Raw genomic sequence first — 22,785 nt, forward strand, 5'->3', positions numbered from 1 at the left:
GGGGCGGGAGATCAAGAACGGTCTGTGAACAAGTCGTTTTGGGGCAATCTAGGGGCCAATCCTGGGAACGATCGAGCAAACCGGCCGCGAATTTGTCGATTGCGTCAGCCGGGTTGGCATCGGGGCCCAGGTCCGTTTCCGCTTGGCGTAGGTCCGGAGATCGACCGCCGGGTCATCGCCGATGCGCTCGGGGTGCTCTCAAAACCGACAAGCCGTCCTGGCGGGAGTATATTAGCGAGCGTGGCGCTGAGCCCGTTGAGCAGGATCAAAATCGATCTCGTAACGTTGGGTACGGTGCACGCGTTGATGTGAGGACTGCCACGACATGCGCGCAATGGTTCTGACGGCGCCCGGTTTGCAGCTCCAGTTTCAGGAACGAGATGATCCGGTGCCGGGGCCCGGCGCGGTACGTATCAGGGTCAGCGCTTGCGGCGTGTGCCGGACCGATCTGCATGTTGTGGATGGAGACTTGCCGGTCCCAACCTTTCCCATCATCCCCGGCCACGAGGTTGTCGGCCGGGTCGAGGCGCTCGGTGACGGGGTAACCGCCCTTGAAATCGGCACGCGCGTGGGCGTTCCCTGGCTTGGGTATACCTGCGGTCAATGTGACTATTGCAGGAACGGCCGCGAGAACTTGTGCGATCGTCCGCAATTTACCGGCTACACGTGCGACGGAGGCTTTGCCTCCCACCTGGTCGCTGACGCCCGCTATTGCTTTCCGCTCGGCGAGGCAGACGACGACGTTGCCATTGCGCCCTTGCTGTGTGCCGGCCTGATCGGTTGGCGCTCCCTGGTGATGGCGGGCGAGGGAAAGCATCTTGGAATTTATGGCTTTGGTGCCGCCGGACATATCATCGCCCAGGTGGCTCGCTCGCAGGGACGCTCGATCTATGCGTTTACGCGCGCTGGCGATATCGAAGCGCAGCGCCTGGCGCGATCGCTGGGAGTGGATTGGGCGGGAGGATCGGACGAGCAGCCGCCGGTCCCTCTGGACGCCGCCGTCATTTACGCGCCGGTCGGCGCGCTGGTGCCGATCGCGTTGCGCGCCGTGCGCAAGGGTGGCCGCGTGGTTTGCGCCGGGATTCACATGTCGGATATTCCTTCGTTCCCCTACAACATCCTGTGGGAAGAGCGGCAACTTGTTTCGGTCGCCAATTTGACGCGCCGCGACGGCGTGGAATTTTTCAATGTTGCGGCTCGAGCCGGTATCAAGACGCATACCACTGTCTTCCCACTGAAGCAGGCGAACGAGGCGCTGGCGAAATTGCGCGCGGGACAGATTACCGGCGCCGCGGTGCTGCAGCCATGACGGCGCCGACAGCAGCCGCGCTGGCGAAAGATTCCGAGGCCGCGACCCAGGCGCACGTGCTCGGTTTCCTCGATGCCTCCGGTTTCAAGCGGATAGACACCCACGCCTCCGTGGTGTTCCTGGGCGGCAACCGCGTGCTGAAGATCAAGCGCGCCGTGAAGCTGCCCTTCCTGGATTACTCGACGCTGGAAAAACGCCGGCTTGCCTGCGAGGAGGAGCTGATGGTCAACGCCGGCAACGCTCCGGAAATCTACCGGGGCGTGGTCGCGATCACGCGCGGCGGCGACGGCGGTCTTGCAATCGGCGGCGCCGGGGTGCCGGTCGAATGGGCGGTCGAAATGGCGCGCTTCGACGAGACACAGACGCTCGACCATATCGCGGCTGCGAACGCTATCGATCAGCCGCTCGCGCTGGCGATGGCCGATACGATCCTGCTAGCGCACGACAAGGCGCCACGCGCCGGCGGCGAAACCTGGCTTGATTCCATTCCGGAGATTATCGACCGCAACACCGATAAGTTCCACGCGGTGCGCGGTCTCGATGCGGCCGCCATCGACCGGCTCGACGCGACCAGCCACGATTACGTCAAGCGTCTGCAAACCCTGCTCAGCCGTCGTGTCAAACAAGGCTTCGTGCGGCGGTGCCACGGCGATCTCCATCTCGCCAACATCGCGCTGGTGAACGGCCGGCCGCTGCTGTTCGACGCCATCGAATTCGACCCGTCGATCGCCACTACGGATATTCTCTACGATCTCGCCTTCACGCTGATGGATCTGGTTCATTTCGGCGCGCTGCACGCCGCCAACGCGCTTTTCAACCGCTATCTCTCCGGCGCGGAAGATGATCTCGACGGCCTCGGCCTGTTGCCGCTGTTCCTGTCGATGCGGGCGGCGATCCGCGCCCACGTGCTGTTCACTCGAAGCGAGCAGGCCGCACACGGCGAAGCAGCCTGGCAGGAAGCGAAGCGCTATTTCGACCTGGCCGGGCGGCTCATCAAGCCGGAGCCGCCGCGCCTGATTGCGATCGGCGGCCTGTCGGGAACCGGCAAGTCGGTGCTCGCGCGCGAGCTGGCGGGTCTGATCGGGCCGCCGCCGGGGGCCGTTATGATCCGCTCGGATGTGGTTCGCAAGCGCCTGTTTGGCGTCAGCGAAACCATGACGTTGCCGGAAACTGCCTATCGAGCCGCGACCACCAAGCGCGTCTATGATCTTCTGTCGTCGACCGCGGAGCGAATTCTCGCCCAGGGTTGTTCGGTCGTGCTCGATGCGGCCTTCATCCAGGAGATGGAGCGGACAGCCGTCCCGGATATCGCACGCAAACAGAATGCTGCATTCTCCGGACTGTTCCTGACGGCTGATCTTGCGACCCGGATGGCCCGGATCGAACGGCGTCAGGGCGATGCGTCGGACGCCACACGCGAGGTTGCCGTGATGCAGGAGACGTTCGCGACCGGCCATGTGGAATGGCAAATGGTCGATGCTTCCGGAGCGCCCGGCGACACGCTGCGCCGCGCCTGTGCCGGCGTGCCCGGTCTCGCACCGGCCGTGGGGCGATGATGCTGGCCGGCCGAGCCAGAGCCTCCGGCCGGAACGCCGTCCGGATGGCCCGCCTCGATTGCGCGAGCGCCTTTCGCAAGATGGCACAGGATTGCGTTGCCGGCATCAAGGCGCAACACGGCAGTGCTTGTGCCGGCGATGCCGAGGCCGTGCACCGGATCCGGGTCGCCATCACCCGGTTGCGTGCCGCTGTAGCGTTCTTTGCGCCGATTGCGGTCGACGCGGAATGGCTTCGTTTGAAGCAGGAAATCGCCTGGCTCAACACCGCGCTCGGGGCCGCGCGCGACAGCGATGTGATGACGGAGTATGCAAGCCGCAGGCGCTATCAGGCCTGGGCCGTTCGCGTGATCGGCGCGGATCTCCATCGGCGACGGACGCAGGATCACCGGCAGCTGGTGCGCTGCCTGCGGTCGGCCCGCGCCCGGCGGCTGATCGACGCGCTATCGGTCTGGACAAGGCAGGGGGCATGGCTGGCGCGCTGGGAAGCGACCGTCCGCCGCGGTGACGCGGAGTCGCTGCAAGCCTATTGCGCGCGCGAACTCAACCGCTGGCGCCGGCGGTTGATCCGCAAGGGGCGGCATCTTTCGACCTTGGGCGCGGCGCGCCGTCACCGTCTCCGGATCAGGGCCAAGCGTTTCCGCTATATGCTGGAAGCATTGACGAATATATTCACGACGCGCAGCCGTGCCGAGATTCGTCGCATGCACAGTGCGGCGAAACGGCTGCAGCGCACGTTGGGCGATTTGCGCGACCTCAAGCGTTTTGCCGGACTGTCGCCCTCATCGGCTGCCAAGCGCGACAAGGGCCGCCCGCCGGGCTATCGTCGCCAGCAGGAAAAGCTCGGAAGCGCGGCGGTCAAGGCCTGGCGCGAGCTGAAGCGGGCCGGAGCATGCTGACGCCTCCTGTGACCAGCGTCGGACGCCGGGCTTGATGTGCGTCAACGCCCGCCGCGGATGCCTCGGCTAGTCTTTCTATCATCGTTCGGAGCGCGCGCACAGCGCGATCCCATCAATATCGGGGAGAACGGCCATGTTCAGAAATATGTTGGTCCACGTTCCGACGGAGCGATCGGTCAGGCCGGTCATCGACGTTGCCATCGCGCTTGCGGCCGCGCGTCGGTCGCATCTCGATGCGGTTGCGATCGGCTACGAATCCATGAGCGCGGTCGGGATGGTGGTAGAAGGCGGCAGCGCCGCTGTTACCGCGGTCATGGGTTTCGAGGAGGCGCGGGCCCAGGAGCGCGCAAATGCCGCGATCTCGGTGTTCGAGGTCGAGGCCAAGCTTGCCGGGATCGATTACGGCACGCGGACATTCACGGCAATCCCTGCCGATGCCGAGCAGGACATCGGCGCGCTGTCGCGGCTTTACGACATGACCATCGTGCTGCAGCCGGAAGCCGGCAATGCCAGTTATGACAACATCATTCCGCAGGGAATTCTGTTCAATTCCGGTGGACCGATGCTGATGGTTCCGCACACCCACAAGGGACCGCTCGAAACCCGTCACGTCGGCATTGCCTGGGACGGCAGCCGGCTGGCCGCCCGCGCGGTGCGCGATGCGATGCCATTCCTGATGGGAGCCAAGGCGGTCACCGTGATCGCGGTCAATGAGGACGCAAGTGCGGCTTCGTCGAACGATCTGGTCGGCCATCTCGGCCGACGCGGCATTGCGGCGCGTGCCCAGCGGTTGAGGGTCGACCGCGGCAATATCCAGGGCGCTATTCTGTCGATCGCCGCTGAAAGCGATATCGGCCTGCTGGTGATGGGCGGGTTCGGCCATTCGCGGATGCAGGAGCGAATTCTGGGCGGCGTCACGCGGGACATGTTCGCCTCGATGACGGTCCCGGTGCTGATGTCGCACTGATCGGCCGACATGCCGCAACAGTCTGCGGAGCGCGGCAAATGCGCCTTGCCGTGGCGCGAGGTGTCATGGAACCGACGTTCCCGTCGCAGTCTTGCTGGGCGACCGGTTTGATGCATCTCAATGTCCCGATGGATGCCCGCCGCTATCCTTTCCCGAGACCCCTGAAATCGGAGATCGCCATGACCGAACTGTCTGAACAGGTTGTTTCCGGTTCGCAAGAATCGGCTGCCAACGGCGAGGTGCAAGCCTCGCAGTTGAACCGGAATGCTGTGGAATTCATGATCGGCGCTCAAAAGCTGATGTTCGAGGAATTCGTGTTCTACACCGACGAGATGCTGGAGCGGACACGGACCGAGATGAAGCTTTTCACCGAATTCGCTGCAAAGATGGCGGGCGCACATTCCGTCAAGGACGTCAACACGATGTGCCGGGAATGCGGCCAGCACCAGCTCGACTTCCTGCGTCGTGACTCCGAGCGGCTGTTCAGGCATGGCGAGCGGATCATCGCGACGACGTCCCACCTGATCAGCGGCGATCCCTTGAATTGACGGGCGGCTATCCGGCATCCGTTGAAACAGACCAGCGATAGACAGCATGCAGCCACAACCGACCCTGCCGACGGCGGAAGCCACCGTCCTGCCGTTTCGTACCCAGGTCCCGGGCGGGGGCGATGACCGGCAACCGGCGGCGCTGCCCGAGCCGCGGACCGCACCGGCGCAGCAGGAGACAGAGACCTATCAGGCAGATCGAGCGTTTCACGCGATGCTGGCGCGGCTGAGCGGCGGCATTTCGCCGGTGGCGTTGCTGTTGGCCTATACCGACTGGCTTTCGCATCTGGCAATATCGCCGCAGCGGCAGATCGAGATTTTCCAAGAAGCGGCGGCGAATGCGAACAAGCTGGTTGGCGCCGCGCAACGCGCCTTTTCGCCGGGACAGCGGCCCTGGGCCCTGATCGAACCGCAGCCGCAGGACCGGCGTTTTGCCCGGCCGGAATGGGAAAAGCCGCCCTTCAATCTGATGGCGCAGGCGTTTTTGCTCGGCGAGCAATGGTGGCACGACGCCACCAGGGGCGTGCGCGGTGTTTCGAAACAGAACGAAGCGATCGTCGAGTTTTCGGTACGGCAGATGCTGGACGTGCTGTCGCCGTCGAACTTTGCCGCGACCAATCCGGAGGTCCTGAACAAGGCGCTGCTGAGCGGCGGCGCGAACTTCGTGTCCGGTTGGCAGAATCTCTGCAGCGACTGGATGCGGCTGTTGTCGGCGGGCAAGGATCCGGTCAAGGCCGGCGATTTCGTCGTCGGCGAAACCGTGGCGACGTCGCGCGGCAAGGTGGTGTTTCGCAACGCGCTGATCGAACTGATCCAGTATGATCCGACCACCGCCAAGACGCATCCGGAACCGGTGCTGATCGTGCCGGCCTGGATCATGAAGTATTACATTCTGGATCTGTCGCCGCAGAACTCGCTGGTGAAATACCTGACCGGTGAAGGCTTCACCGTGTTCATGATCTCATGGCGCAACCCCGGCGCCGAGGACCGCGACATTGCCTTCGACGATTATCGCAGGCTCGGCGTTGAGGCGGCTCTCGACATGATCGGAGCTATCACGCCCGGCCATCGGGTCCACGCGCTGGGCTATTGCCTTGGCGGCACGTTGCTGTCGATCGCCGCAGCCACCATGGCGCGCGACGGCGACGACCGCCTGAAGTCGGTGACCCTGCTGGCGGCGCAAACCGATTTTACCGAGGCAGGCGAACTGACCTTGTTCATCAACGAAAGCCAGATCGCGTTCCTCGAAGACATGATGTGGGAGCGCGGCGTGCTTGACACCACGCAGATGGCCGGCGCGTTCCAGTTGCTGCGTTCCAACGATCTGATCTGGTCGCGGTTGACCCGTGACTACCTGATGGGCGAGCGGGCGACGCCGAACGATTTGATGGCGTGGAATGCGGACGCCACCCGGCTGCCGTACCGGATGCATTCGGAATATCTGCGCAAGCTGTTCCTCAACAATGACCTCGCCGAGGGCCGCTATCTGGTCGAGGACAAGCCGGTGTCGCTGTCCGATATTCACATGCCGATGTTCGTGGTCGGCACGGTTCGCGATCACGTCGCGCCGTGGAAGTCGGTCTACAAGATCAACCACCAGGCCGATGCCGACATCACTTTCGTTCTGACCAGCGGCGGCCACAATGCGGGCATCGTGGCGCCGCCCGGCGAGCAGGGGCACACCTACCGGATCAAGACCAAGGCCGCCCACGATGCCTATACCGGTCCTGACGATTGGCTGAAGACGGTGCAGCCGGTCGAGGGATCGTGGTGGCCGGAATGGACGCGATGGCTGGCGGCACAATCAGGAGAACCGGTCGCGCCGCCGCCGATGGGTATCAGGCTCGCGGACGGGCAAGGCCTGCCCGACGCGCCCGGTGACTATGTTCGCCAATAAGCTCGTCGTATCGTATCTGGCGAAGCCGCCGGTCTACTGACGCGCGGAGCGGCTCGAAAAGCCCAGCACGGTATAGAGCGGGCAGCTCTTGAAGAACGCGGTCACCAACAGCACCAGCCCGATCAGGCCGGCCCAGTGCCATCCCTGAATCGAAAGCCCGTCCTGGAGAGCATAGGCAACCAAGGCCAACCCGACCACGATGCGCACATACTGATCGATCGTTCCGACATTTACCGGCATGGTACGTCTCCTCGGATGAATGAACGCCACACAACTGTCGCATACGCCGCCGGACTGGGCCTTGATCTGTCGCAACGCCGACTGGCCCACAACTCGTAGAGAAGACAGGCGCGGATCTGTCATCTGGCCGAGATCGTGCCGGGTTACACCATCGCGCCGGCGCGGGTTAGGCGACACCGAGTGCCGGTCTTTCGACAAGACTGGACTCCAACAAAACCAGCGAACGGGACGGCGATCCGAGGCGAGCTCTTCCCGCTCCAGCGACTCGTTGCACACGCCACGCGACTGGTTCACAAAGGCCGGCACCGGCCGGATAACAAACACCGATGTCGACCTATCGCCTGAAACATCTGCTGTCGCCCCGATCGGTCGCGCTCGTCGGCGCCAGTCCGCGCCAGGGCTCGGTCGGCCGCGCCATTCTCAGCAATATTCGCAAGGCGCAGTTCAAGGGCGAATTCGCCCTGGTAAACCCGCGCTATCCCGAGATCGACGGCGTCACCGCGGCCGATAGCCTCGAAAAGCTAGGTTTTGCGCCGGAACTGGTTGTCATCACCACGCCGGCAAAATCGATTCCCGGCTTGATCGACGAGGCAGGCCGTTGCGGTGCCGCGGGCGCGGTCATTGTCAGCGCCGGGCTCGGCCATGGTCCGGGTTCGTTGGCGGACGAGTCTGAAAAAGCGGCGCAGAAATACGGCATGCGGCTGATCGGACCGAACTGCCTCGGCATCATGATGCCCAACGCCGGCCTCAATGCGAGCTTTTCCGCGCATATGCCGGAAAAGGGAAGCCTGGCGCTGATCTCGCAGTCCGGCGCTATTGCCGCGGCCATGGTGGATTGGGCGGCGCAGCGCGCGGTCGGCTTTTCCGGCATTGTGTCGATCGGCGATCAGCTCGACGTCGACATCGCCGACCTGCTCGATTATTTCGCGATGGACGAAAAGACCAACGCCATCCTGCTCTACATCGAAGCGATCAAGGATGCGCGCAAGTTCATGTCGGCGGCGCGTGCCGCCGCCCGGATCAAGCCCGTCGTCGTGGTCAAATCCGGCCGCATGGCGCAGGGTGCCAAAGCGGCCGCGACCCATACCGGCGCGCTGGCCGGATCGGACGCGGTCTACGACGCCGCATTCCTCCGCGCGGGCATCCTCCGCGTTTCCGATCTGCGCGAACTGTTCGACTGCGCCGAAACGCTCGGGCGGCTCAAAGCGCCGCCGGGCAAGCGGCTGGCGATCCTGACCAACGGCGGCGGCATCGGCGTGCTCGCGGTCGATCGTCTGGTTGACCTCGGCGGAATTCCCGCCACCATCGCTCCGGAAATCAAGGCCAAGCTCGACGCGGTATTGCCGCCGACCTGGTCGGGCTCGAACCCGGTCGATATCGTCGGCGATGCGGACGCCGCGCGCTACGCGGCGGCGCTCGAAATATTGCTGGCCGATCCCGGCAACGACGCTGTGCTGGTCATGAACGTGCAGACCGCGATCGCTCGCGCCGACGAGATTGCCGCGGCCGTGACTGACGTGGTCCGGAATTACCGCACTTCGCATCGGATGTCGCCGAAACCGGTGCTGGCGGCCTGGGTCGGCTCGGAGCCGGCGATCGGTGATCTCCTGAGCGGCGCGGGGATCCCCAGCTATCCGACCGAAGACGACGCGGTGCGTGGCTTCATGCACCTGATACGGCACCGCGAGGCGGTGGAGGCGCTGGCGCAGGTGCCGCCGGCGATGCCGAGCGAGTTCGCGCCCGACATCGACGCGGCCCGGAGAATTGTCGAGGCAGCGCTGGCCGACGGCCGCCACTGGCTCGACCCGATCGAGATCAAGCGGCTGTTCGATGCCTACGACATCGCCATGGTGCCGATCTTTGCCGCTGCCGATGCCGAGGAGGCCGTGGCCCATGCCGAGGCAATCTTCGCGCAAGGCTCGACCGTCGTGCTCAAGATCATGTCGCGCGATATCACGCACAAATCCGACGTCGGCGGCGTCGTGCTCAACCTCACCGGCGCCGACGCGGTACGGCGGGCGGCAACCGAGATCCTGGCGCGGGCGCGATCGATGCGGCCGGACGCCCGGATTTCAGGCGTGATGGTGCAGGCGATGGTGGTGCGGGCGAAGGCCCGCGAGCTCATTCTCGGCCTCGCCGACGATCCGACCTTCGGCACCGTCGTCGTGTTCGGCCACGGCGGGATTGCCGTCGAAATCATCAACGACAAGGCGCTGGCGCTGCCGCCGCTCGATCTGCAACTGGCGCGCAGCCTGATCGAGCGCACCCGCGTGTCGCGGCTGTTGCGCGCCTATCGCGACGTGCCGGCGGTGAAGCAGGACTCGGTCGCGATGGTTCTGGTCAAACTGGCGCAGATGGCGGCCGACATTCCGGAAATCCGCGAACTCGACATCAATCCGCTGCTGGCCGATGAGAACGGCGTGCTTGCGATCGATGCCCGCGTCGCAGTCGGTCGCGTGGAGCGCAAGTTCCGAGGCTCCGGGCCGGCGAATTTCGCCGTGCGGCCCTATCCGTCGCAATGGCAGCGCCATCTCACGATCAAGGAGGGATGGCGGGTATTCGTCCGCCCGATCCGTCCCGAGGATGAACCGCTGATCCATGAGCTGTTGCAGCATGTCACCCTGCAGGATTTGCGGCTGCGGTTCTTCGCGCCGATGAAGCATTTTTCCCACGAATTCATCGCGCGCATGACCCAGCTCGATTACGCCCGCGCGATGGCCTTTGTCGCATTCGACGAAGCCACCAACGAACTGGTCGGCGTGGTCCGGATTCATTCGGACTCGATCTATGAGAGCGGCGAATACGCGATCCTGCTGCGATCCGATCTCAAGGGCAGGGGACTTGGCTGGGCCCTGATGCAGATGATTATCGAATATGCGCGCGCCGAAGGGCTGAAGACCATCTCGGGCGACGTGCTGGCCGACAACACGGTGATGCTGGCGATGTGCCGCAGCCTCGGCTTCGAGGTCAAGACGGATCCGGTCGAGCACGACATCTGCGACGTCAGGCTCACGCTCTGATCATTCTTGCAAGGCGCGCCGCGAGACCACGACCATGTTCTCGCGGCTGTTAGTCCGCTTCCGTGGCGTATACCCGTCGTCAGAGATACGACACTGTCGTCACGCGATAGGTGTGCATCTTGCCCTGCTCGTTGATCGAGACATATTCGCCGACGATGAAGCGCTCATCCTTGAAGTGATATCCGAAGTCGTCGGCCGGCGCATGTTCGCCATCATAATGGAATGCCCAGCCGCCGCCTTGTCGGTGAACGAGGTGGCCGAGCCTTTCCTGCTCGTATGGGCGCTCACGCGCCACACGGCAGGCCTCGCGATGGGCCTTCCACAGCTTGGCATCGATGCGGTCCCCGGCGTCGAGCGGCGCCACCAGGATATACGCCACTTCGGCATCGCCGTCGGGATGGCCGGGTTCGCGGGCAAGCGCGATGCGGATCTGCCGGAACTGCGCCGGCAGGGATGCGTTCAGGATCGGTTGGCGATGGGTCTCGGACATGTCGGTGGGGGCTCCCTGGTATGGCGGGCGTGAGGCGCGTGCCTCCGCGGCGATCAGCTCTGTTCGGGTGTGGCGGCAGCCACAGGGGCCGCCCTGGATTTTTTCAGGCTTTTGACGATGATCGTGATCAGCGGCAGCAGAATGAGCGGCAGCGCGCTGTTGAGGGGATGATGGACCATGCCGGCGAATTGCTGTTGCATGCCCCGCGCCTCGGTCTGCAGCGCTTCGACCGCCGATCCGTGAATTTCGTTTGCGAGTTCGAGTTCACGCCCCGCAGGCGGCCTACCCGCGATCACGAACAGGACCGCTGCAATCACGAAATTGACCGCCCCGAGGACCGCGGCCGCTGAAATTGCGCTCCAGATCTGCACCAGCGCGAAATAGGCCGCCAGTTCCAGCATCAGCAGGCCGAAAGCTGCGATCAGCGCGGCAAATGCCCGCAGGCCAAGTCCGACCAGCATGTGCCGCATCCGCAGTTCGGCGATGATACGATCGGTCCGCCACAGCGCGCGCAGGTTCTTGACGACGTTGTCGCTGTTCACGTCAGTTTCTCCTCAGCATGAAGCCGATGACGACGCCGAGCGCGAAAGCCGAAGCCATGGTCGCGATCGGGCGTTCGGCGATCAACCGTTCGACGTGCCCTTCTTCCTCACACAAGGTCTCGCCGAGCTCGGCCAGTGCGGCCTTGATCTGGTCGGCCAGCGCGCCCGCGCGGCTCTTCGCGGCGTCGAAAATATCGTCGCCACTCGGATTCAAAAGGCGCGATACCTCGCTTTCGAGCGCTTGCAGCTCGTCACCCAGTTCGCTCGATCTGAACATCGCGTCCACTCGCATTGCTTGACGAGGCGAACTCTACGGGCGCCGGCATATTTGCCATTGATTTGAGTCAACAGGCGGCGTGCCGGGAAGGCATGAGTGCCTTGAGGCAGGTCAACATCGGTGTCGCGCCGCCACCTAGAAGAGGGTGCTATCCAGTTGGGGGAACATCATCTTGACGTCCGCACCTGTGCTTACGGCCACCCCGTCTGGAGACACGCTTGAGCTTCGGCCGGGCGGATCCTGGACCGCGGTCAATGCCGCTGTGCTGGAAAGCCTCTCCAGCGACGTGACGCCGCAGCTCGACCAGGCCCCCAGCGTCAAGGTCGACATGACTGATTTGCGCGAGCTCGACACGCTCGGCGCCTGGATGCTGGAGAAGATGTCGCGTCGGGTGGCGTCGGCCGGCCATCGCGCCGAGGTCGTCGGTGTGGCTGACAATTACGCCGGCCTGATCGAGGAAGTCCATCAGGTCAACCGCCACAACCCGGCGCCGGTCCGGCCCCTCAACCCGGTCGTGGTCAAACTCAACGACGTCGGCCGCTCCGCCATCAGCGCGACGGGTGATGTGAGTGCGTTCCTGCAGATGCTGGGCTCGCTGTTCATGGCCCTAATCGGCGTGCTGCGCCGACCTCGATCGCTGCGGATCACGTCATTGGTCTATCAGCTCTACCGGGTCGGCTGGCAGGCGATCCCGATTGTGGTGCTGATCACCTTCCTGATCGGCGCCATCATCGCCCAGCAGGGCTTTTTCCATTTTCGGAAATTCGGCGCGGATTCCTATGTCGTCGACATGGTCGGCATTCTGGTGCTGCGCGAACTCGGCGTCCTGATCGTTGCCATCATGGTCGCCGGCCGTTCGGGAAGCGCCTATACCGCCGAGCTTGGCGCGATGAAGATGCGCGAGGAAATCGACGCCCTGTCCACCATGGGCCTCGATCCGGTCGAAGTGCTGATCCTGCCGCGCGTCATCGCGTTGGTCTGTGCGCTGCCGATCCTCAGCTTCATCGGCTCGCTCGCCGCGCTCTATGGGGGCGGCCTGGTGGCGCAGTTCTATGGCGGCATGGGGCCGCCAATCTACCTCGCGCGGCTGCACGACGCGGTTTCCGTCACCCATTTCGAGGTCGGCATCCTCAAGGCGCCGTTCATGGCGCTGGTGATCGGCATCGTCGCCTGCAGCGAAGGCCTGCGGGTGAAGGGAAGTGCGGAGTCGCTCGGCAAGCAGACCACGACGTCGGTGGTGAAGTCGATCTTCCTGGTGATCGTGCTCGACGGCCTGTTTGCGATCTTCTTTGCATCGATCGGAATGTAACGATGCAGGAGCAGCTCCCCGAGTTTGCCATTCGTGTGCATGACCTTGTGGTCGGTTTTGGCCGGCAAGTCGTGATCGACCATCTGACGCTGGATGTCCGCCGCGGTGAAATCCTCGGTCTGGTCGGCGCTTCCGGCGGCGGCAAGTCGGTGCTGATGCGAACCATCATCGGCCTGATTCCGCGGCGGAGCGGAGACATCGAGGTGATGGGCGCCATGATCGGCGGCGCCAATCAACTGGTCACGCAGAGTGCGGCCGGCCGATGGGGCGTGCTGTTCCAGCAGGGCGCGCTGTTCTCGTCGCTCACGGTGCGGCAGAACGTTCAGTTTCCGCTGCGTGAAAACCTTGTGATGTCGCAGCCGCTGATGGACGAGATCGCCACCGCGAAACTGGAAATGGTCGGACTCAGGCCGGAGGATGGCGACAGGTTTCCGTCCGAACTGTCCGGCGGCATGACCAAGCGTGTGGCGCTGGCGCGGGCGCTCGCGCTTGATCCGGCGATCGTATTCCTCGACGAGCCGACCTCGGGGCTCGACCCGATCGCGGCCGGCGAATTCGATACGCTGATCAAGACATTGCAGAAAACGCTGGGACTAACGGTGTTCATGGTCACCCATGACCTTGCCAGCCTCAATGTGGTCTGCGACCGCGTCGCGGCACTGGCGGATGGCAAGATCGTCGCCGTCGGAGCGATGCGCGAACTGCTTCAATCCGGGCATCCCTGGGTGCGGGCCTATTTTCACGGCAAGCGCTCCCAGATGCTGCAACCCAAAGCGAGTTAACACAGATGGAAACCCGCGCTCCCTTCGCTGTTGTCGGCGCTTTCGTCCTGGCGGCCATCGTCGCCGTGTTCGGCTTCGTCTACTGGCTCCACAACACCGGCGGGCTCGGTCCGCGCATCGCCTATCACATCCAGTTCGATGGCCCGGTGCCTGGCCTGTTGATCGGCGCCGGCGTGCTGTTCAACGGTATCCGTGTCGGCGAGGTGACGGATCTCGGCCTCGCGCCGGACAATCCGCGCCGCGTCAATGCTACCATCTCGGTGACGACGACGACGCCGGTGCGCGCCGACACCAAGGTCGGCCTCGAGTTCCAGGGCCTGACCGGCGTTCCCGTCATCGCGATGGAAGGCGGCAGGATGCTGGCGAACAACGGCGAAGTGCCGACGCTGATCGCCGAACCCGGCGCCGGACAGGGCATGACCCAGGCCGCGCGCGACGCGCTGCGCAAGGTGGATTCGGTGCTGACGGAGAATTCCGACGCGCTGAAGGACACCATCGGCAATTTCAAGATTTTTTCGGAAGGCCTGGCGCGCAACACCGGCAAGCTCGACGGCATCGTCGCCGGCCTCGAACGCATGACCGGCGTCACCGCGCCGCCGCCGAAAATCACCTACGATCTGCGCGCGGTGCCAAGCGCCGGCGCCGCCGGCAAGACCATCAACGTGCCATGGGCCATTCCCGAACCCACCGCGGTGGTGATGCTGGAGACGCAGCGTTTTCTGTTTTCGCCGCCCCAGGAAGTTCCGGGTTTTGCCGAGGCGATGTGGGCTGATGCGCTGCCAAAACTGATCCAGGCGCGGCTGATCGAGAGTTTCGAGAATTACGACCTCGCGCACGCTCCGCTGCGCGTGGCGGATCTGGGCCAACCCGAGTTTCAGTTGCTGATCGATGTCAGACGGTTCCGGATTGCGCTCGACCAGCAGCCGGCGGTCGAGATCGGATTGTCAGCGCGGATTGTCGACAAGAACGGCAAGGTTGTCGTCTCCCGCCTGTTTGAAGATAGCGAGAAAATCGATTCAGTTGCGCCGGCGCCGGCCGTCGCCGCGTTCAGCGACGTGTTCGGCCGGATCGCGAAAGACATGATCGCGTGGACCGTTGGTGCGATCTGAGCGACGGCAGGCGCCTATTCGAGGTTCTTTATGTACAGGGCGTGCGACCGGGGAAAGCGGCAATTCGGGCGAGGGAACAGCCCCCGGTCGACGCCGTGGTTCTAGCCGAACGCAAAGGCCAGCAAACTCGAACACAGCAGCACGAGGCTGGCTGTGGTCAATGCGAGGAATCCGTTGGAGACATAGTCGTGGTTGCGCATGATACACCTCACGCTCACGATGCTCGTCCGAATTGATTAAAGCTTTCGTAACTTCCCAAAGGGGCTGGTGGCGCGCTTTTCAGCGATCCACCTAGCCTTAAAGCAGCCGAAAATCAGGCCCTGGAACGAAAACCTTCGAAAGCATGGGCGAGGAAAATCCCGGCGCTCACCAGGCCCATCACAGCAGTTACCGTCTCAATCATCGCAAAGTCCTTTTGCGCCCCGCACGCACCAAACGACCGCGCCGTTGCACAGTCAAAAAGATTCACAGGGCGGAATCCAAGATCGCACCCGAGTGATGATTTGCTGCAACAGTCGTCTGAAACTAGGACAGGCGGGGGCGGGCCGGGCGCATTTTACGGGCGGCAGCTTCGGTATTTCGACGGATCCGCACGGCAACCATTCATTCACCACGCAGGCGCTGACCCCATTTCCGCCGCGTTCGGGTTGCGATATCTTTATGACTTGATGCGGAGGTGGGCCGTATCGTGATTCAAGGTCGTGGCTACCTCAACGCAGGTGTCCGGCCGCTGGAATGGTAATTGGGGCGAATGGGGATTCGGCGGTCAAAATCGATTGTGCTGGCGCGTGGCGCTGCGGCGGTGGCAGCGTGCCTCGTCCTCGCCAACTGCGCCTCGTCGAACAAATTCGCCAGCCGTGTCGATCCCAAATACGGCGTCTCCTCCAGCCCCCGCGTGGTGGCGCTGGGCGACCCCGTGCCGAAGGGTGGCGGTACCTATCGCGTCGGCAAGCCCTACACCGTCGGGGGCCGGGTTTACGTCCCCGAGGAAGATACCGAGTATCGCGCTGAGGGCATGGCCTCCTGGTATGGCGATGATTTCCACGGCCGGCTGACCGCCAATGGCGAAGTGTTCGACATGGGCTCGCTGACGGCGGCCCATCCGACCCTGCCGATGCCGAGCTATGCGCGGGTGACCAACCTTCGGAACGGCAAATCCCTGATCGTTCGTGTCAACGATCGCGGCCCGTACCACGGCAACCGCCTCATAGACGTCTCGAACAAGGCCGCCGAACTCCTTGATTTCAAAGGAAATGGCGTCGCCAAGGTTCGGGTTGAATATGTCGGACGGGCCCCCCTCGAGGGCTCCGACGACCGCCAGTTGATCGCAACCTTGCGGACCGGCGTTCCCGCGCCGTCGCCGTCGACGGTCCGAATCGCCTCAGCACGGCCGTTCGTGCCCGAGCTGCCGTCCTCCTCAGGCCGGATCCGGGGCGAGGTTCCAATGCCGGAAGGCCGCCCCTATAGCCTCGGCAACAGTTCGGCCGACTACGCCTCGATCAATGCGACCTCGGAAATGTCGGCGTCCAGCCGTTCCCGTGGTCGGGCGCTCGAAAACCCGCGCGCCGTTTCCTATGAGAACGACGCGAATTATGCGGCCCCGACCGCAGCCTATCTGCCGGTCGACCCACGCGGTCCGAGCGAAGTGCTCAGCGGCCGCGGCCTTTACTAGAGTCGTTAGTTTGACGCGTTTTCTTCACGCGAACCGGTTCCCACTTCGCTCGAAAACGCTTTAGCCCTTCAAGAAGGCGATCAACGCTGCGTTGACCTCGTCCGGGCGCTCCTGCTGCACCCAGTGACCTGCGCCCTCGATGATTAGCTTGTGCTGCAGATTCGGCAGCGCCCGGTCCAGTTCCGTGACGCGCTTGGCGCCGATCAGCCCGGTAATGACCGAATCCCTCGATCCTGCGATGAACAATGACGGCTGATGGATTTGCGCGCCCTGCCAGGGGGCGGTCAGGTCCCAGTTGCGGTCGAGATTGCGGTACCAGTTCAACCCACCGCGGAAGCCGGACTTTTGGTAGGCGTCGGCGAAGGTAGCGATGTCGGCTTCGCTGAGCCAGTCCGGCAGGGTCAGGACAGGCGGGATGTTGCCGAGAAAGCCCTTGTCCTCGCTGACGAACAGCGCGGCGGGATCGGAGACGCCGCGCCCGAGGATCTTGCGCATGGTGGCGGCGACGTCGCGCTCGAATTCGGCCTCGGCGACCCCGGGCGTCTGGAAATACTGCCAGTAGAAATTGGTGACGCCACCGGCGCTGAGGCTGTCGAGCGGCCGGGCGCGACCGCGAAAGGGCGGGGGAACGCTGAGACCCGCGACCTTGGTGAACATGTCCGGGCGGAACAGCGCCGCATGCCAGGCGACCGGCGCACCCCAGTCGTGGCCGACGATGACGGCCTGCGTTTCGCCAAGCGCCGTGACCAGGCCGACCATGTCGCCGACCATGTCGAAGATACTGTAGGCGCTGATGTCGTCGGGCGCGCTGGTCCCGCCAAACCCGCGCATGTCGGGGGCCACGACATGAAAGCCGGCGTCGGCGATCGCAGCGATCTGGTGCCGCCACGAATAGGACAGTTCGGGCCAGCCATGGCAGAGCACGACCAGCGGACCCTGGCCCTGCTCAAGGAGAAACTGCTCGATCCCGTTGGCGGAAATGGTGCGTGTGGATGGCATCGCGTTTCCGCCCTGATTTTCGTATTTTGTCGGGAAATTGGAGTATCCGCACGATACGGTCGTCCAACCGGCGCTGCAATCGGATCGACACGGCGGCGAGTCCCAAAAGCCGTGTTGTTTGCGATACTTCCACCTGTTAGAACGCACGGATTCAGGACATCGCAAATGGCCGTCGAGACCCCCGTTTTCCGCAAATTGAGAGCCGCGGCCGCGTTCCCGTGGCGCAGCCTCGTGGCGGCCGCGTTGGCGCTTGCGATCGGCTGGGGCGGGATCGTCTACGCCGCCAACAACAGTGTGCAGGGCGCCAAGAAGGAAGTCGAAAACGGCTTTGACGGCGACGCCCCGACCGCGATCCTGATCGAGGCCGCCAGCGGCAGCGTGCTGTTCGAGAAGAACGCCGACGAGTTGCGCGCGCCTTCCAGCATGATGAAGCTGATGACCGCCGAGGTGGTGTTCAACGCCATCAAGAAAGGCGACGTCAAGCTGACCGACGAATATCGCATCAGCGAGAACGCCTGGCGCAGGGGCGGTGCGCCGGCGGGCGGCTCGACGATGTTTGCGATCCTCAACAGCAAGATCTCGGTGGACGATCTCCTGCATGGCGCGATCATCCAGAGCGGCAACGATGCCTGTATTGCGCTCGCCGAGGGCATGGCCGGCAACGAACGCATCTTCGCCGCGGATTTCATGACCAAGCGCGCCCGCGAGCTCGGCCTGACCCGGTCGACCTTCGGCAATTCCAACGGGCTGCCCGACCCCGCCAACAAGATGACGGTGCGGGAACTGTCCAAACTCGCGCGTTATGTGATCCAGACCTATCCCGACATGTACAAACTGTTCGGGGAGAAGGAATTCACCTGGAACAAAATTCGCCAGCCGAACCGCAATCCGCTGTTGAACTCGCTCAACGGCGCCGATGGCCTGAAGACCGGCTACACCAAGGATGGCGGCTACGGCATGGTCGGCTCGGCCGTTCAGAACGACACCCGGCTGATCGTCGTGATCAACGGCCTGGAAGATCCGGACGATCGCGCCACCGAAGCCAAGAAGATGCTGGAATGGGGGTTTCGCAACTTTGAAACCCGGACGCTGTTCGCGGCGGATCAGCCGGTCGGCTACGCAAAAGTGTTCGGCGGCGACAGCCGTTCGGTCAAGCTCGCAAGCCCCGAGCCGATCAAGCTGATGGTTCCGAAGAACGGCAGCGAAAAATTGATCGCCCGCATCATCTATAACGGCCCGGTGCGCGCGCCGGTGAAGTCTGGCCAGCCGGTCGGCATCGTCAGGGTCTGGCGCGGCGCCAACATCGCGATGGAAGCGCCGGTCTATGCGGCCGAATCCATCGGCACCGGTTCCACCATGCGCCGCGCGATCGACGGGGCCAGCGAGCTCGTGATCGGCATGTTTCGCGCGAGCGCAGAGAAGCTCTGACCATGGCCGAAGTAGCGCTGAACCAACCTTCCGGACGCGGAAAGTTCATTTCGTTTGAGGGCGGCGAGGGCTCGGGAAAGTCCACGCAGATCAAGAAGCTCGCCGAGCGTCTGGCGACCGCGAAGTTGCGCGCCATCGTCACGCGCGAGCCCGGCGGATCGCCCGGAGCCGAGATCATTCGGCATCTGGTGCTATCGGGGATGGGCAAGCTGCTCGGACCCGATGCGGAGACGCTGCTGTTTGCGGCGGCGCGTGACGACCATGTCCACACGGTGATCGAACCCGCGCTCAATCAGGGAACCTGGGTGCTGTGCGACCGCTTCTTCGACTCGACCCGTGCCTATCAGGGCAGGCTGGGGCAGGTCGCGCCCGGCGTGCTCAACGCCATGCAGCGGGTCACGATCGGCGATCTGAAGCCGGACCTGACCATCATTCTGGACGTTCCGGTCGAAGTCGGCATGCAGCGCGCCGCGGCGCGGCGCGGCAAGGGCGTGCCCGATCGCTTCGAGGCGGAAGATCTCCAATTCCACCAGGACCTGCGCGAGGCCTACAAGCAGATTGCCGCGGAGGATCCGCAGCGCTGCGTGCTGATCGACGCGAACACCGATGCCGACGCGGTCGCTGCCCAAGTCTGGAAGGCCTTGCGCGATCATCTGTTCACCGTCCCGGCGGCGACCACCGCATGAGCGCCCGCAAGACCGAGCAGGAGATTGCCGTCCGGCACCCGCGCGAAACGTCGGAACTGTTCGGCCATCGCGAGGCCGAGGCGGCATTGCTCAATGCCTATCGCAGCGGGAGAATTCCGCATGCCTGGCTGATCGGCGGCCCGCAGGGCATCGGCAAGGCGACGCTGGCTTATCGCATGGCGCGGTTCGTGCTCGCCAACGCCAATCCATTGGCGCCGTCGGTGCAGCGCGCCGAGACGCTTGCCGTGGACCCCGCCGATCACGTGGCGCGCCAGATCACGGCCGAGGCCCATGGCGGGCTCCTGGTACTCGAGCGCGGCCTCAACGACCGCGGCGTGCTGCGCACCGTGATCACAGTCGATGAGACGCGGGAGACGATTTCGTTTTTCGGCTCCACCGCGGCCGTGGACGGCTGGCGCGTCTGCATCGTCGATACCGTCGACGAGCTCAATCCGAACGCCGCCAACGCGCTGCTGAAAATCCTGGAGGAGCCGCCGCAGCGCTCGCTGTTTCTGCTCGTCAGCCATTCGCCGGCGCGGGCGTTGCCGACGATCCTGTCCCGCTGCCGCAAATTGCCGTTGCGGCCGCTCTCGACCGGGGACGTGGTCCGGGCTGCTGCCCTGGCGACTGACAAGCATGCAAACGATCCAGCGCTCACGGAGGCCGCCGAGGCATCCGAGGGCAGCGTATCGCGCGCGCTGACGCTGCTCGGCGGCGACGCGCTGAAGCTGCAGCAGCGGACCGCGGCACTGCTGGCGACCCTGCCCAGGGTCGATCCGCGCGAACTCCACGCGCTGGGCGATGCGCTCGGCACCAGCGACCGCGTCGCGCTCGCGGCCTTCATCGACGGTATCGACCGCTGGATCGGTGAAAAGCTGCGCGCCGGCGATGCCAACGCGAATCTGGCGCGCCTTGCACGGCTGGCGGAGGTATGGGAAAAGATCGTCCGCGCCGCGCGCGACACCGAATCGTACAATCTGGAACGAAAACCGCTGGTTTTTTCGGTTTTCGGGATGCTCGCGGAAGCGACGCGGTAGTGCTCCGCCCGACATCCATCCAGATCATCTTTCATTTGACTGACAATTAAGGAATTCGCGGTGGCGACGTCTAAGAAAAAAGCTCCCAAAAAACGCAAGGCGAAGAAGGCTCGCAAGGCCGCACCCGCCCGCGCCAGCAAGAAGGCGACGAAGAAGCGCGCAGCGAAGAGCACGCGCGGCGTGAAGAAGGCCGGCAAGACCCCGAAGCGAGCTGCCAAAAAGGCGCCCGGGAAGGTCGCGAAGAAGACGCCCAAAAAGACGGCGAAGAAATCCGCCAGGAAGGTTGCCAAAAAGGTCGCGAAGAAAGCTGCAAGGAAGACGGTAGTCAGGAAGGTCGTTGCCGCGCCGAAGAAAGCCGGCACCGTCGACCGGACTCCTTCCGTTGAAAAAAGCCCGAAGATCATTGCGCCGCGAACCGTTGCGCCGCGGGTCGTGAAGGCCGCTCCGGCGCCCAAGCCCGCACCGGCAACCGAACGCAACACCTACTTCATCACCACAGCGATCGCCTATCCCAACGGCAATCCGCATATCGGGCACGCCTACGAAGCGATCGCGACCGACGCGCTGGCGCGCTTTCAGCGGCTCGACGGCAAGGATGTGTTTTTTCTGACCGGCACTGACGAGCACGGCCAGAAGATGATCCAGACCGCGGCAGCCGAGGGCATGACATCGGCCGACCTCGCCACCCGCAACGCCGGCCGGTTCCGCGACATGGACCAGCGTCTCAATGTTTCTTTTGACCGCTTCATCCGCACCACCGAGCCCGCGCATCATCATTCGGTGCAGGTGGTCTGGAACCGGATGCAGCAGAACGGCGACATCTATATCGATGCCTATTCCGGCTGGTATTCGGTGCGCGACGAGGCCTATTACGCCGAGGAAGAAACCGTCCTCGGCGAGGACAATGTGCGTCGCGGGCCGCAGGGTTCGCCGGTGGAGTGGGTCGAGGAGAAGAGCTACTTCTTCAAGCTCTCCGCCTATCAGGACCGGCTGCTGGCGCTTTACGAAAACCAGCCCGACTTCATTGGCCCGGACTCGCGCCGCAACGAGGTCATCAGCTTCGTCAAGGGCGGCTTGAAGGACCTGTCGATCTCGCGCACGACCTTCGACTGGGGCGTCAAGGTCCCCAACGACCCCGAACATGTGATGTATGTCTGGGTCGATGCGCTGACCAACTACATCACCGGCGTCGGCTTTCCCGACGAGAGCGATCCGAACTGGCGCTACTGGCCGGCCGACGTGCACATCATCGGCAAGGACATCATCCGCTTCCATGCGGTGTACTGGCCGGCGTTCCTGATGTCGGCAGGCATTCCCGTACAGAAGCGGGTTTATGCGCACGGCTTCCTGTTCAACAGGGGCGAGAAGATGTCGAAATCGGTCGGCAACGTCGTCGACCCCTTCAACCTGGCCGACCAGTATGGCGTCGACCAGATGCGCTATTTCTTCCTGCGCGAGGTGCCGTTCGGGCAGGACGGCAACTACAACCACGACGCCATCGTCGCGCGCATCAATGCCGATCTCGCCAACGATCTCGGCAACCTGGCGCAGCGCTCACTGTCGATGATCGCCAAACAACTCGGCGGCGTATTGCCCGAGCCCGGCGAATTCACTGACAACGACAAGGCGATGCTGGCAATGGCGGATGGCATGCTGGAAGCGTCGCGGACCGCGATGGCGACCCAGCAGATCCACCAGTGGCTGAACGCGGTATGGACCGTGGTCGCGGAAGCCAACCGTTATTTCGCAGGCGAGGCGCCGTGGGCGCTCGCCAAGACCGATCCGGCACGGCAGAAAACCGTGTTGTACGTGACCGCGGAAGTGGTGCGTCAGGTCGCGATCCTGACACAACCCGTCATGCCGGACGCCTCGGCCAAGCTGCTCGACAGCCTCGGCGTGCCTGCGGGTGCGCGCGACTTCAAGGCGCTGGGCACGCGGATCAGGGCTGGCACGCCGTTGCCGGCGCCGGTCGGGGTGTTCCCGCGCTATGTCGAGCCGAAGACGGATTAGCTGGATAAGCC

At 64.0% G+C, this 22,785-nt stretch carries 20 protein-coding genes; 15 read left to right on the forward strand and 5 right to left on the reverse strand.

Features of this window, described 5'->3' with window-relative positions; all coding sequences use genetic code 11:
* The first annotated feature begins 325 nt into the window (after nt 1–325).
* The 6 genes from FFI89_RS17855 (at nt 326) to FFI89_RS17880 (ending at nt 7,173) form a co-directional block, all read left to right on the forward strand.
* A complete protein-coding gene (locus FFI89_RS17855; RefSeq protein WP_138838774.1) occupies nt 326–1,309 on the forward strand; it encodes a zinc-dependent alcohol dehydrogenase family protein in 984 nt (327 codons plus the stop codon).
* Nucleotides 1,306–2,865 (forward strand): bifunctional aminoglycoside phosphotransferase/ATP-binding protein, encoded by a 1,560-nt coding sequence (locus FFI89_RS17860; RefSeq protein ID WP_138838777.1) that lies wholly within the window; start codon nt 1,306–1,308, stop codon nt 2,863–2,865. The genes FFI89_RS17855 and FFI89_RS17860 overlap by 4 nt, the downstream gene beginning before the upstream one ends.
* Before the next feature lie 44 nt (nt 2,866–2,909).
* Nucleotides 2,910–3,761 carry a CHAD domain-containing protein gene (locus FFI89_RS17865; protein ID WP_168212924.1) on the forward strand — a complete coding sequence of 284 codons (852 nt, stop codon included), beginning with the start codon at nt 2,910–2,912 and terminating at the stop codon, nt 3,759–3,761.
* A gap of 133 nt (nt 3,762–3,894) precedes the next feature.
* Nucleotides 3,895–4,728 carry a universal stress protein gene (locus FFI89_RS17870; RefSeq protein WP_138838781.1) on the forward strand — a complete coding sequence of 278 codons (834 nt, stop codon included), beginning with the start codon at nt 3,895–3,897 and terminating at the stop codon, nt 4,726–4,728.
* A gap of 179 nt (nt 4,729–4,907) precedes the next feature.
* Entirely contained in the window at nt 4,908–5,276 is a 369-nt protein-coding gene (locus tag FFI89_RS17875; protein WP_138838783.1) for a hypothetical protein, read from the forward strand.
* A 46-nt stretch (nt 5,277–5,322) separates the two neighbouring features.
* The gene (locus FFI89_RS17880; protein ID WP_138838785.1) at nt 5,323–7,173 is read left to right on the forward strand and encodes an alpha/beta hydrolase; all 1,851 of its coding nucleotides are present in this window, start codon (nt 5,323–5,325) and stop codon (nt 7,171–7,173) included.
* Between the two features lie 33 nt (nt 7,174–7,206).
* Here FFI89_RS17880 and FFI89_RS17885 read toward each other — a convergent pair whose 3' ends face one another.
* Nucleotides 7,207–7,413: a DUF2892 domain-containing protein gene (locus tag FFI89_RS17885; protein WP_138838787.1), complete on the reverse strand. Its 207-nt coding sequence runs from the start codon at nt 7,411–7,413 to the stop codon at nt 7,207–7,209.
* A gap of 326 nt (nt 7,414–7,739) precedes the next feature.
* Here FFI89_RS17885 and FFI89_RS17890 point away from each other — a divergent pair, with 326 nt between their 5' ends.
* The gene (locus FFI89_RS17890) at nt 7,740–10,433 is read left to right on the forward strand and encodes a bifunctional acetate--CoA ligase family protein/GNAT family N-acetyltransferase (RefSeq protein WP_138838789.1); all 2,694 of its coding nucleotides are present in this window, start codon (nt 7,740–7,742) and stop codon (nt 10,431–10,433) included.
* A 79-nt stretch (nt 10,434–10,512) separates the two neighbouring features.
* On the opposite strand, the gene FFI89_RS17895 is transcribed toward FFI89_RS17890, so the two are convergent.
* From FFI89_RS17895 to FFI89_RS17905, 3 genes are read right to left on the reverse strand one after another with little or no spacing between them, the layout of a single operon-like run.
* Nucleotides 10,513–10,923 (reverse strand): hypothetical protein, encoded by a 411-nt coding sequence (locus FFI89_RS17895; RefSeq protein WP_138838791.1) that lies wholly within the window; start codon nt 10,921–10,923, stop codon nt 10,513–10,515.
* Nucleotides 10,924–10,976: 53 nt separating this feature from the next.
* Nucleotides 10,977–11,465 (reverse strand): phage holin family protein, encoded by a 489-nt coding sequence (locus FFI89_RS17900; RefSeq protein ID WP_138838793.1) that lies wholly within the window; start codon nt 11,463–11,465, stop codon nt 10,977–10,979.
* A 1-nt stretch (nt 11,466) separates the two neighbouring features.
* Nucleotides 11,467–11,742, reverse strand: coding sequence for a hypothetical protein (locus tag FFI89_RS17905; protein WP_138839368.1), 276 nt, complete (start codon nt 11,740–11,742; stop codon nt 11,467–11,469).
* A 172-nt stretch (nt 11,743–11,914) separates the two neighbouring features.
* On the opposite strand from FFI89_RS17905, the gene FFI89_RS17910 reads away from it, so the two are divergent.
* From FFI89_RS17910 to FFI89_RS17925, 4 genes are all read left to right on the forward strand, one after another.
* Entirely contained in the window at nt 11,915–13,051 is a 1,137-nt protein-coding gene (locus FFI89_RS17910) for an ABC transporter permease (RefSeq protein WP_138838795.1), read from the forward strand.
* Nucleotides 13,052–13,053: 2 nt separating this feature from the next.
* Nucleotides 13,054–13,833, forward strand: a complete 780-nt coding sequence (locus FFI89_RS17915; protein WP_138838797.1) for an ABC transporter ATP-binding protein — start codon at nt 13,054–13,056, stop codon at nt 13,831–13,833.
* Nucleotides 13,834–13,838: 5 nt separating this feature from the next.
* Nucleotides 13,839–14,942, forward strand: a complete 1,104-nt coding sequence (locus FFI89_RS17920; RefSeq protein ID WP_138838799.1) for an MlaD family protein — start codon at nt 13,839–13,841, stop codon at nt 14,940–14,942.
* A gap of 751 nt (nt 14,943–15,693) precedes the next feature.
* Nucleotides 15,694–16,614, forward strand: coding sequence for a septal ring lytic transglycosylase RlpA family protein (locus FFI89_RS17925; RefSeq protein WP_138838801.1), 921 nt, complete (start codon nt 15,694–15,696; stop codon nt 16,612–16,614).
* A 60-nt stretch (nt 16,615–16,674) separates the two neighbouring features.
* Here the strand turns inward: FFI89_RS17925 and FFI89_RS17930 are convergent, their stop codons facing one another.
* A complete protein-coding gene (locus tag FFI89_RS17930) occupies nt 16,675–17,613 on the reverse strand; it encodes an alpha/beta fold hydrolase (RefSeq protein WP_138838803.1) in 939 nt (312 codons plus the stop codon).
* 165 nt (nt 17,614–17,778) lie between these two features.
* On the opposite strand from FFI89_RS17930, the gene FFI89_RS17935 reads away from it, so the two are divergent.
* From FFI89_RS17935 to metG, 4 genes are read left to right on the forward strand one after another with little or no spacing between them, the layout of a single operon-like run.
* Nucleotides 17,779–19,041, forward strand: a complete 1,263-nt coding sequence (locus FFI89_RS17935) for a D-alanyl-D-alanine carboxypeptidase family protein (protein ID WP_138838805.1) — start codon at nt 17,779–17,781, stop codon at nt 19,039–19,041.
* A 2-nt stretch (nt 19,042–19,043) separates the two neighbouring features.
* A complete protein-coding gene (tmk, locus tag FFI89_RS17940; protein ID WP_138838807.1) occupies nt 19,044–19,727 on the forward strand; it encodes a dTMP kinase in 684 nt (227 codons plus the stop codon).
* Complete coding sequence (locus tag FFI89_RS17945) at nt 19,724–20,764, forward strand: DNA polymerase III subunit delta' (RefSeq protein ID WP_138838809.1); 1,041 nt, start codon at nt 19,724–19,726, stop codon at nt 20,762–20,764. Before tmk ends, FFI89_RS17945 begins: the two co-directional genes overlap by 4 nt.
* Nucleotides 20,765–20,824: 60 nt before the next feature.
* Entirely contained in the window at nt 20,825–22,774 is a 1,950-nt protein-coding gene (gene metG / locus FFI89_RS17950; protein WP_138838811.1) for a methionine--tRNA ligase, read from the forward strand.
* Nucleotides 22,775–22,785: the final 11 nt, after the last annotated feature.

The sequence above is a fragment of the Bradyrhizobium sp. KBS0727 genome (assembly GCF_005937885.2).
Classification (GTDB): Bacteria; Pseudomonadota; Alphaproteobacteria; order Rhizobiales; family Xanthobacteraceae; genus Bradyrhizobium.

Coding starts and splice junctions, on each gene's coding strand:
- FFI89_RS17880 (WP_138838785.1), top strand. CDS start 5,323: ATGCAGCCACAACCGACCCTGCCGACGGCGGAAGCCACCGTCCTGCCG.
- tmk (WP_138838807.1), top strand. CDS start 19,044: ATGGCCGAAGTAGCGCTGAACCAACCTTCCGGACGCGGAAAGTTCATT.
- FFI89_RS17945 (WP_138838809.1), top strand. CDS start 19,724: ATGAGCGCCCGCAAGACCGAGCAGGAGATTGCCGTCCGGCACCCGCGC.
- FFI89_RS17935 (WP_138838805.1), top strand. CDS start 17,779: ATGGCCGTCGAGACCCCCGTTTTCCGCAAATTGAGAGCCGCGGCCGCG.
- FFI89_RS17920 (WP_138838799.1), top strand. CDS start 13,839: ATGGAAACCCGCGCTCCCTTCGCTGTTGTCGGCGCTTTCGTCCTGGCG.
- FFI89_RS17890 (WP_138838789.1), top strand. CDS start 7,740: ATGTCGACCTATCGCCTGAAACATCTGCTGTCGCCCCGATCGGTCGCG.
- FFI89_RS17875 (WP_138838783.1), top strand. CDS start 4,908: ATGACCGAACTGTCTGAACAGGTTGTTTCCGGTTCGCAAGAATCGGCT.
- FFI89_RS17905 (WP_138839368.1), bottom strand. CDS start 11,742: ATGTTCAGATCGAGCGAACTGGGTGACGAGCTGCAAGCGCTCGAAAGC.
- FFI89_RS17895 (WP_138838791.1), bottom strand. CDS start 10,923: ATGTCCGAGACCCATCGCCAACCGATCCTGAACGCATCCCTGCCGGCG.
- FFI89_RS17865 (WP_168212924.1), top strand. CDS start 2,910: ATGGCCCGCCTCGATTGCGCGAGCGCCTTTCGCAAGATGGCACAGGAT.
- FFI89_RS17925 (WP_138838801.1), top strand. CDS start 15,694: ATGGGGATTCGGCGGTCAAAATCGATTGTGCTGGCGCGTGGCGCTGCG.
- FFI89_RS17915 (WP_138838797.1), top strand. CDS start 13,054: ATGCAGGAGCAGCTCCCCGAGTTTGCCATTCGTGTGCATGACCTTGTG.
- FFI89_RS17855 (WP_138838774.1), top strand. CDS start 326: ATGCGCGCAATGGTTCTGACGGCGCCCGGTTTGCAGCTCCAGTTTCAG.
- FFI89_RS17930 (WP_138838803.1), bottom strand. CDS start 17,613: ATGCCATCCACACGCACCATTTCCGCCAACGGGATCGAGCAGTTTCTC.
- FFI89_RS17870 (WP_138838781.1), top strand. CDS start 3,895: ATGTTCAGAAATATGTTGGTCCACGTTCCGACGGAGCGATCGGTCAGG.
- FFI89_RS17885 (WP_138838787.1), bottom strand. CDS start 7,413: ATGCCGGTAAATGTCGGAACGATCGATCAGTATGTGCGCATCGTGGTC.
- FFI89_RS17860 (WP_138838777.1), top strand. CDS start 1,306: ATGACGGCGCCGACAGCAGCCGCGCTGGCGAAAGATTCCGAGGCCGCG.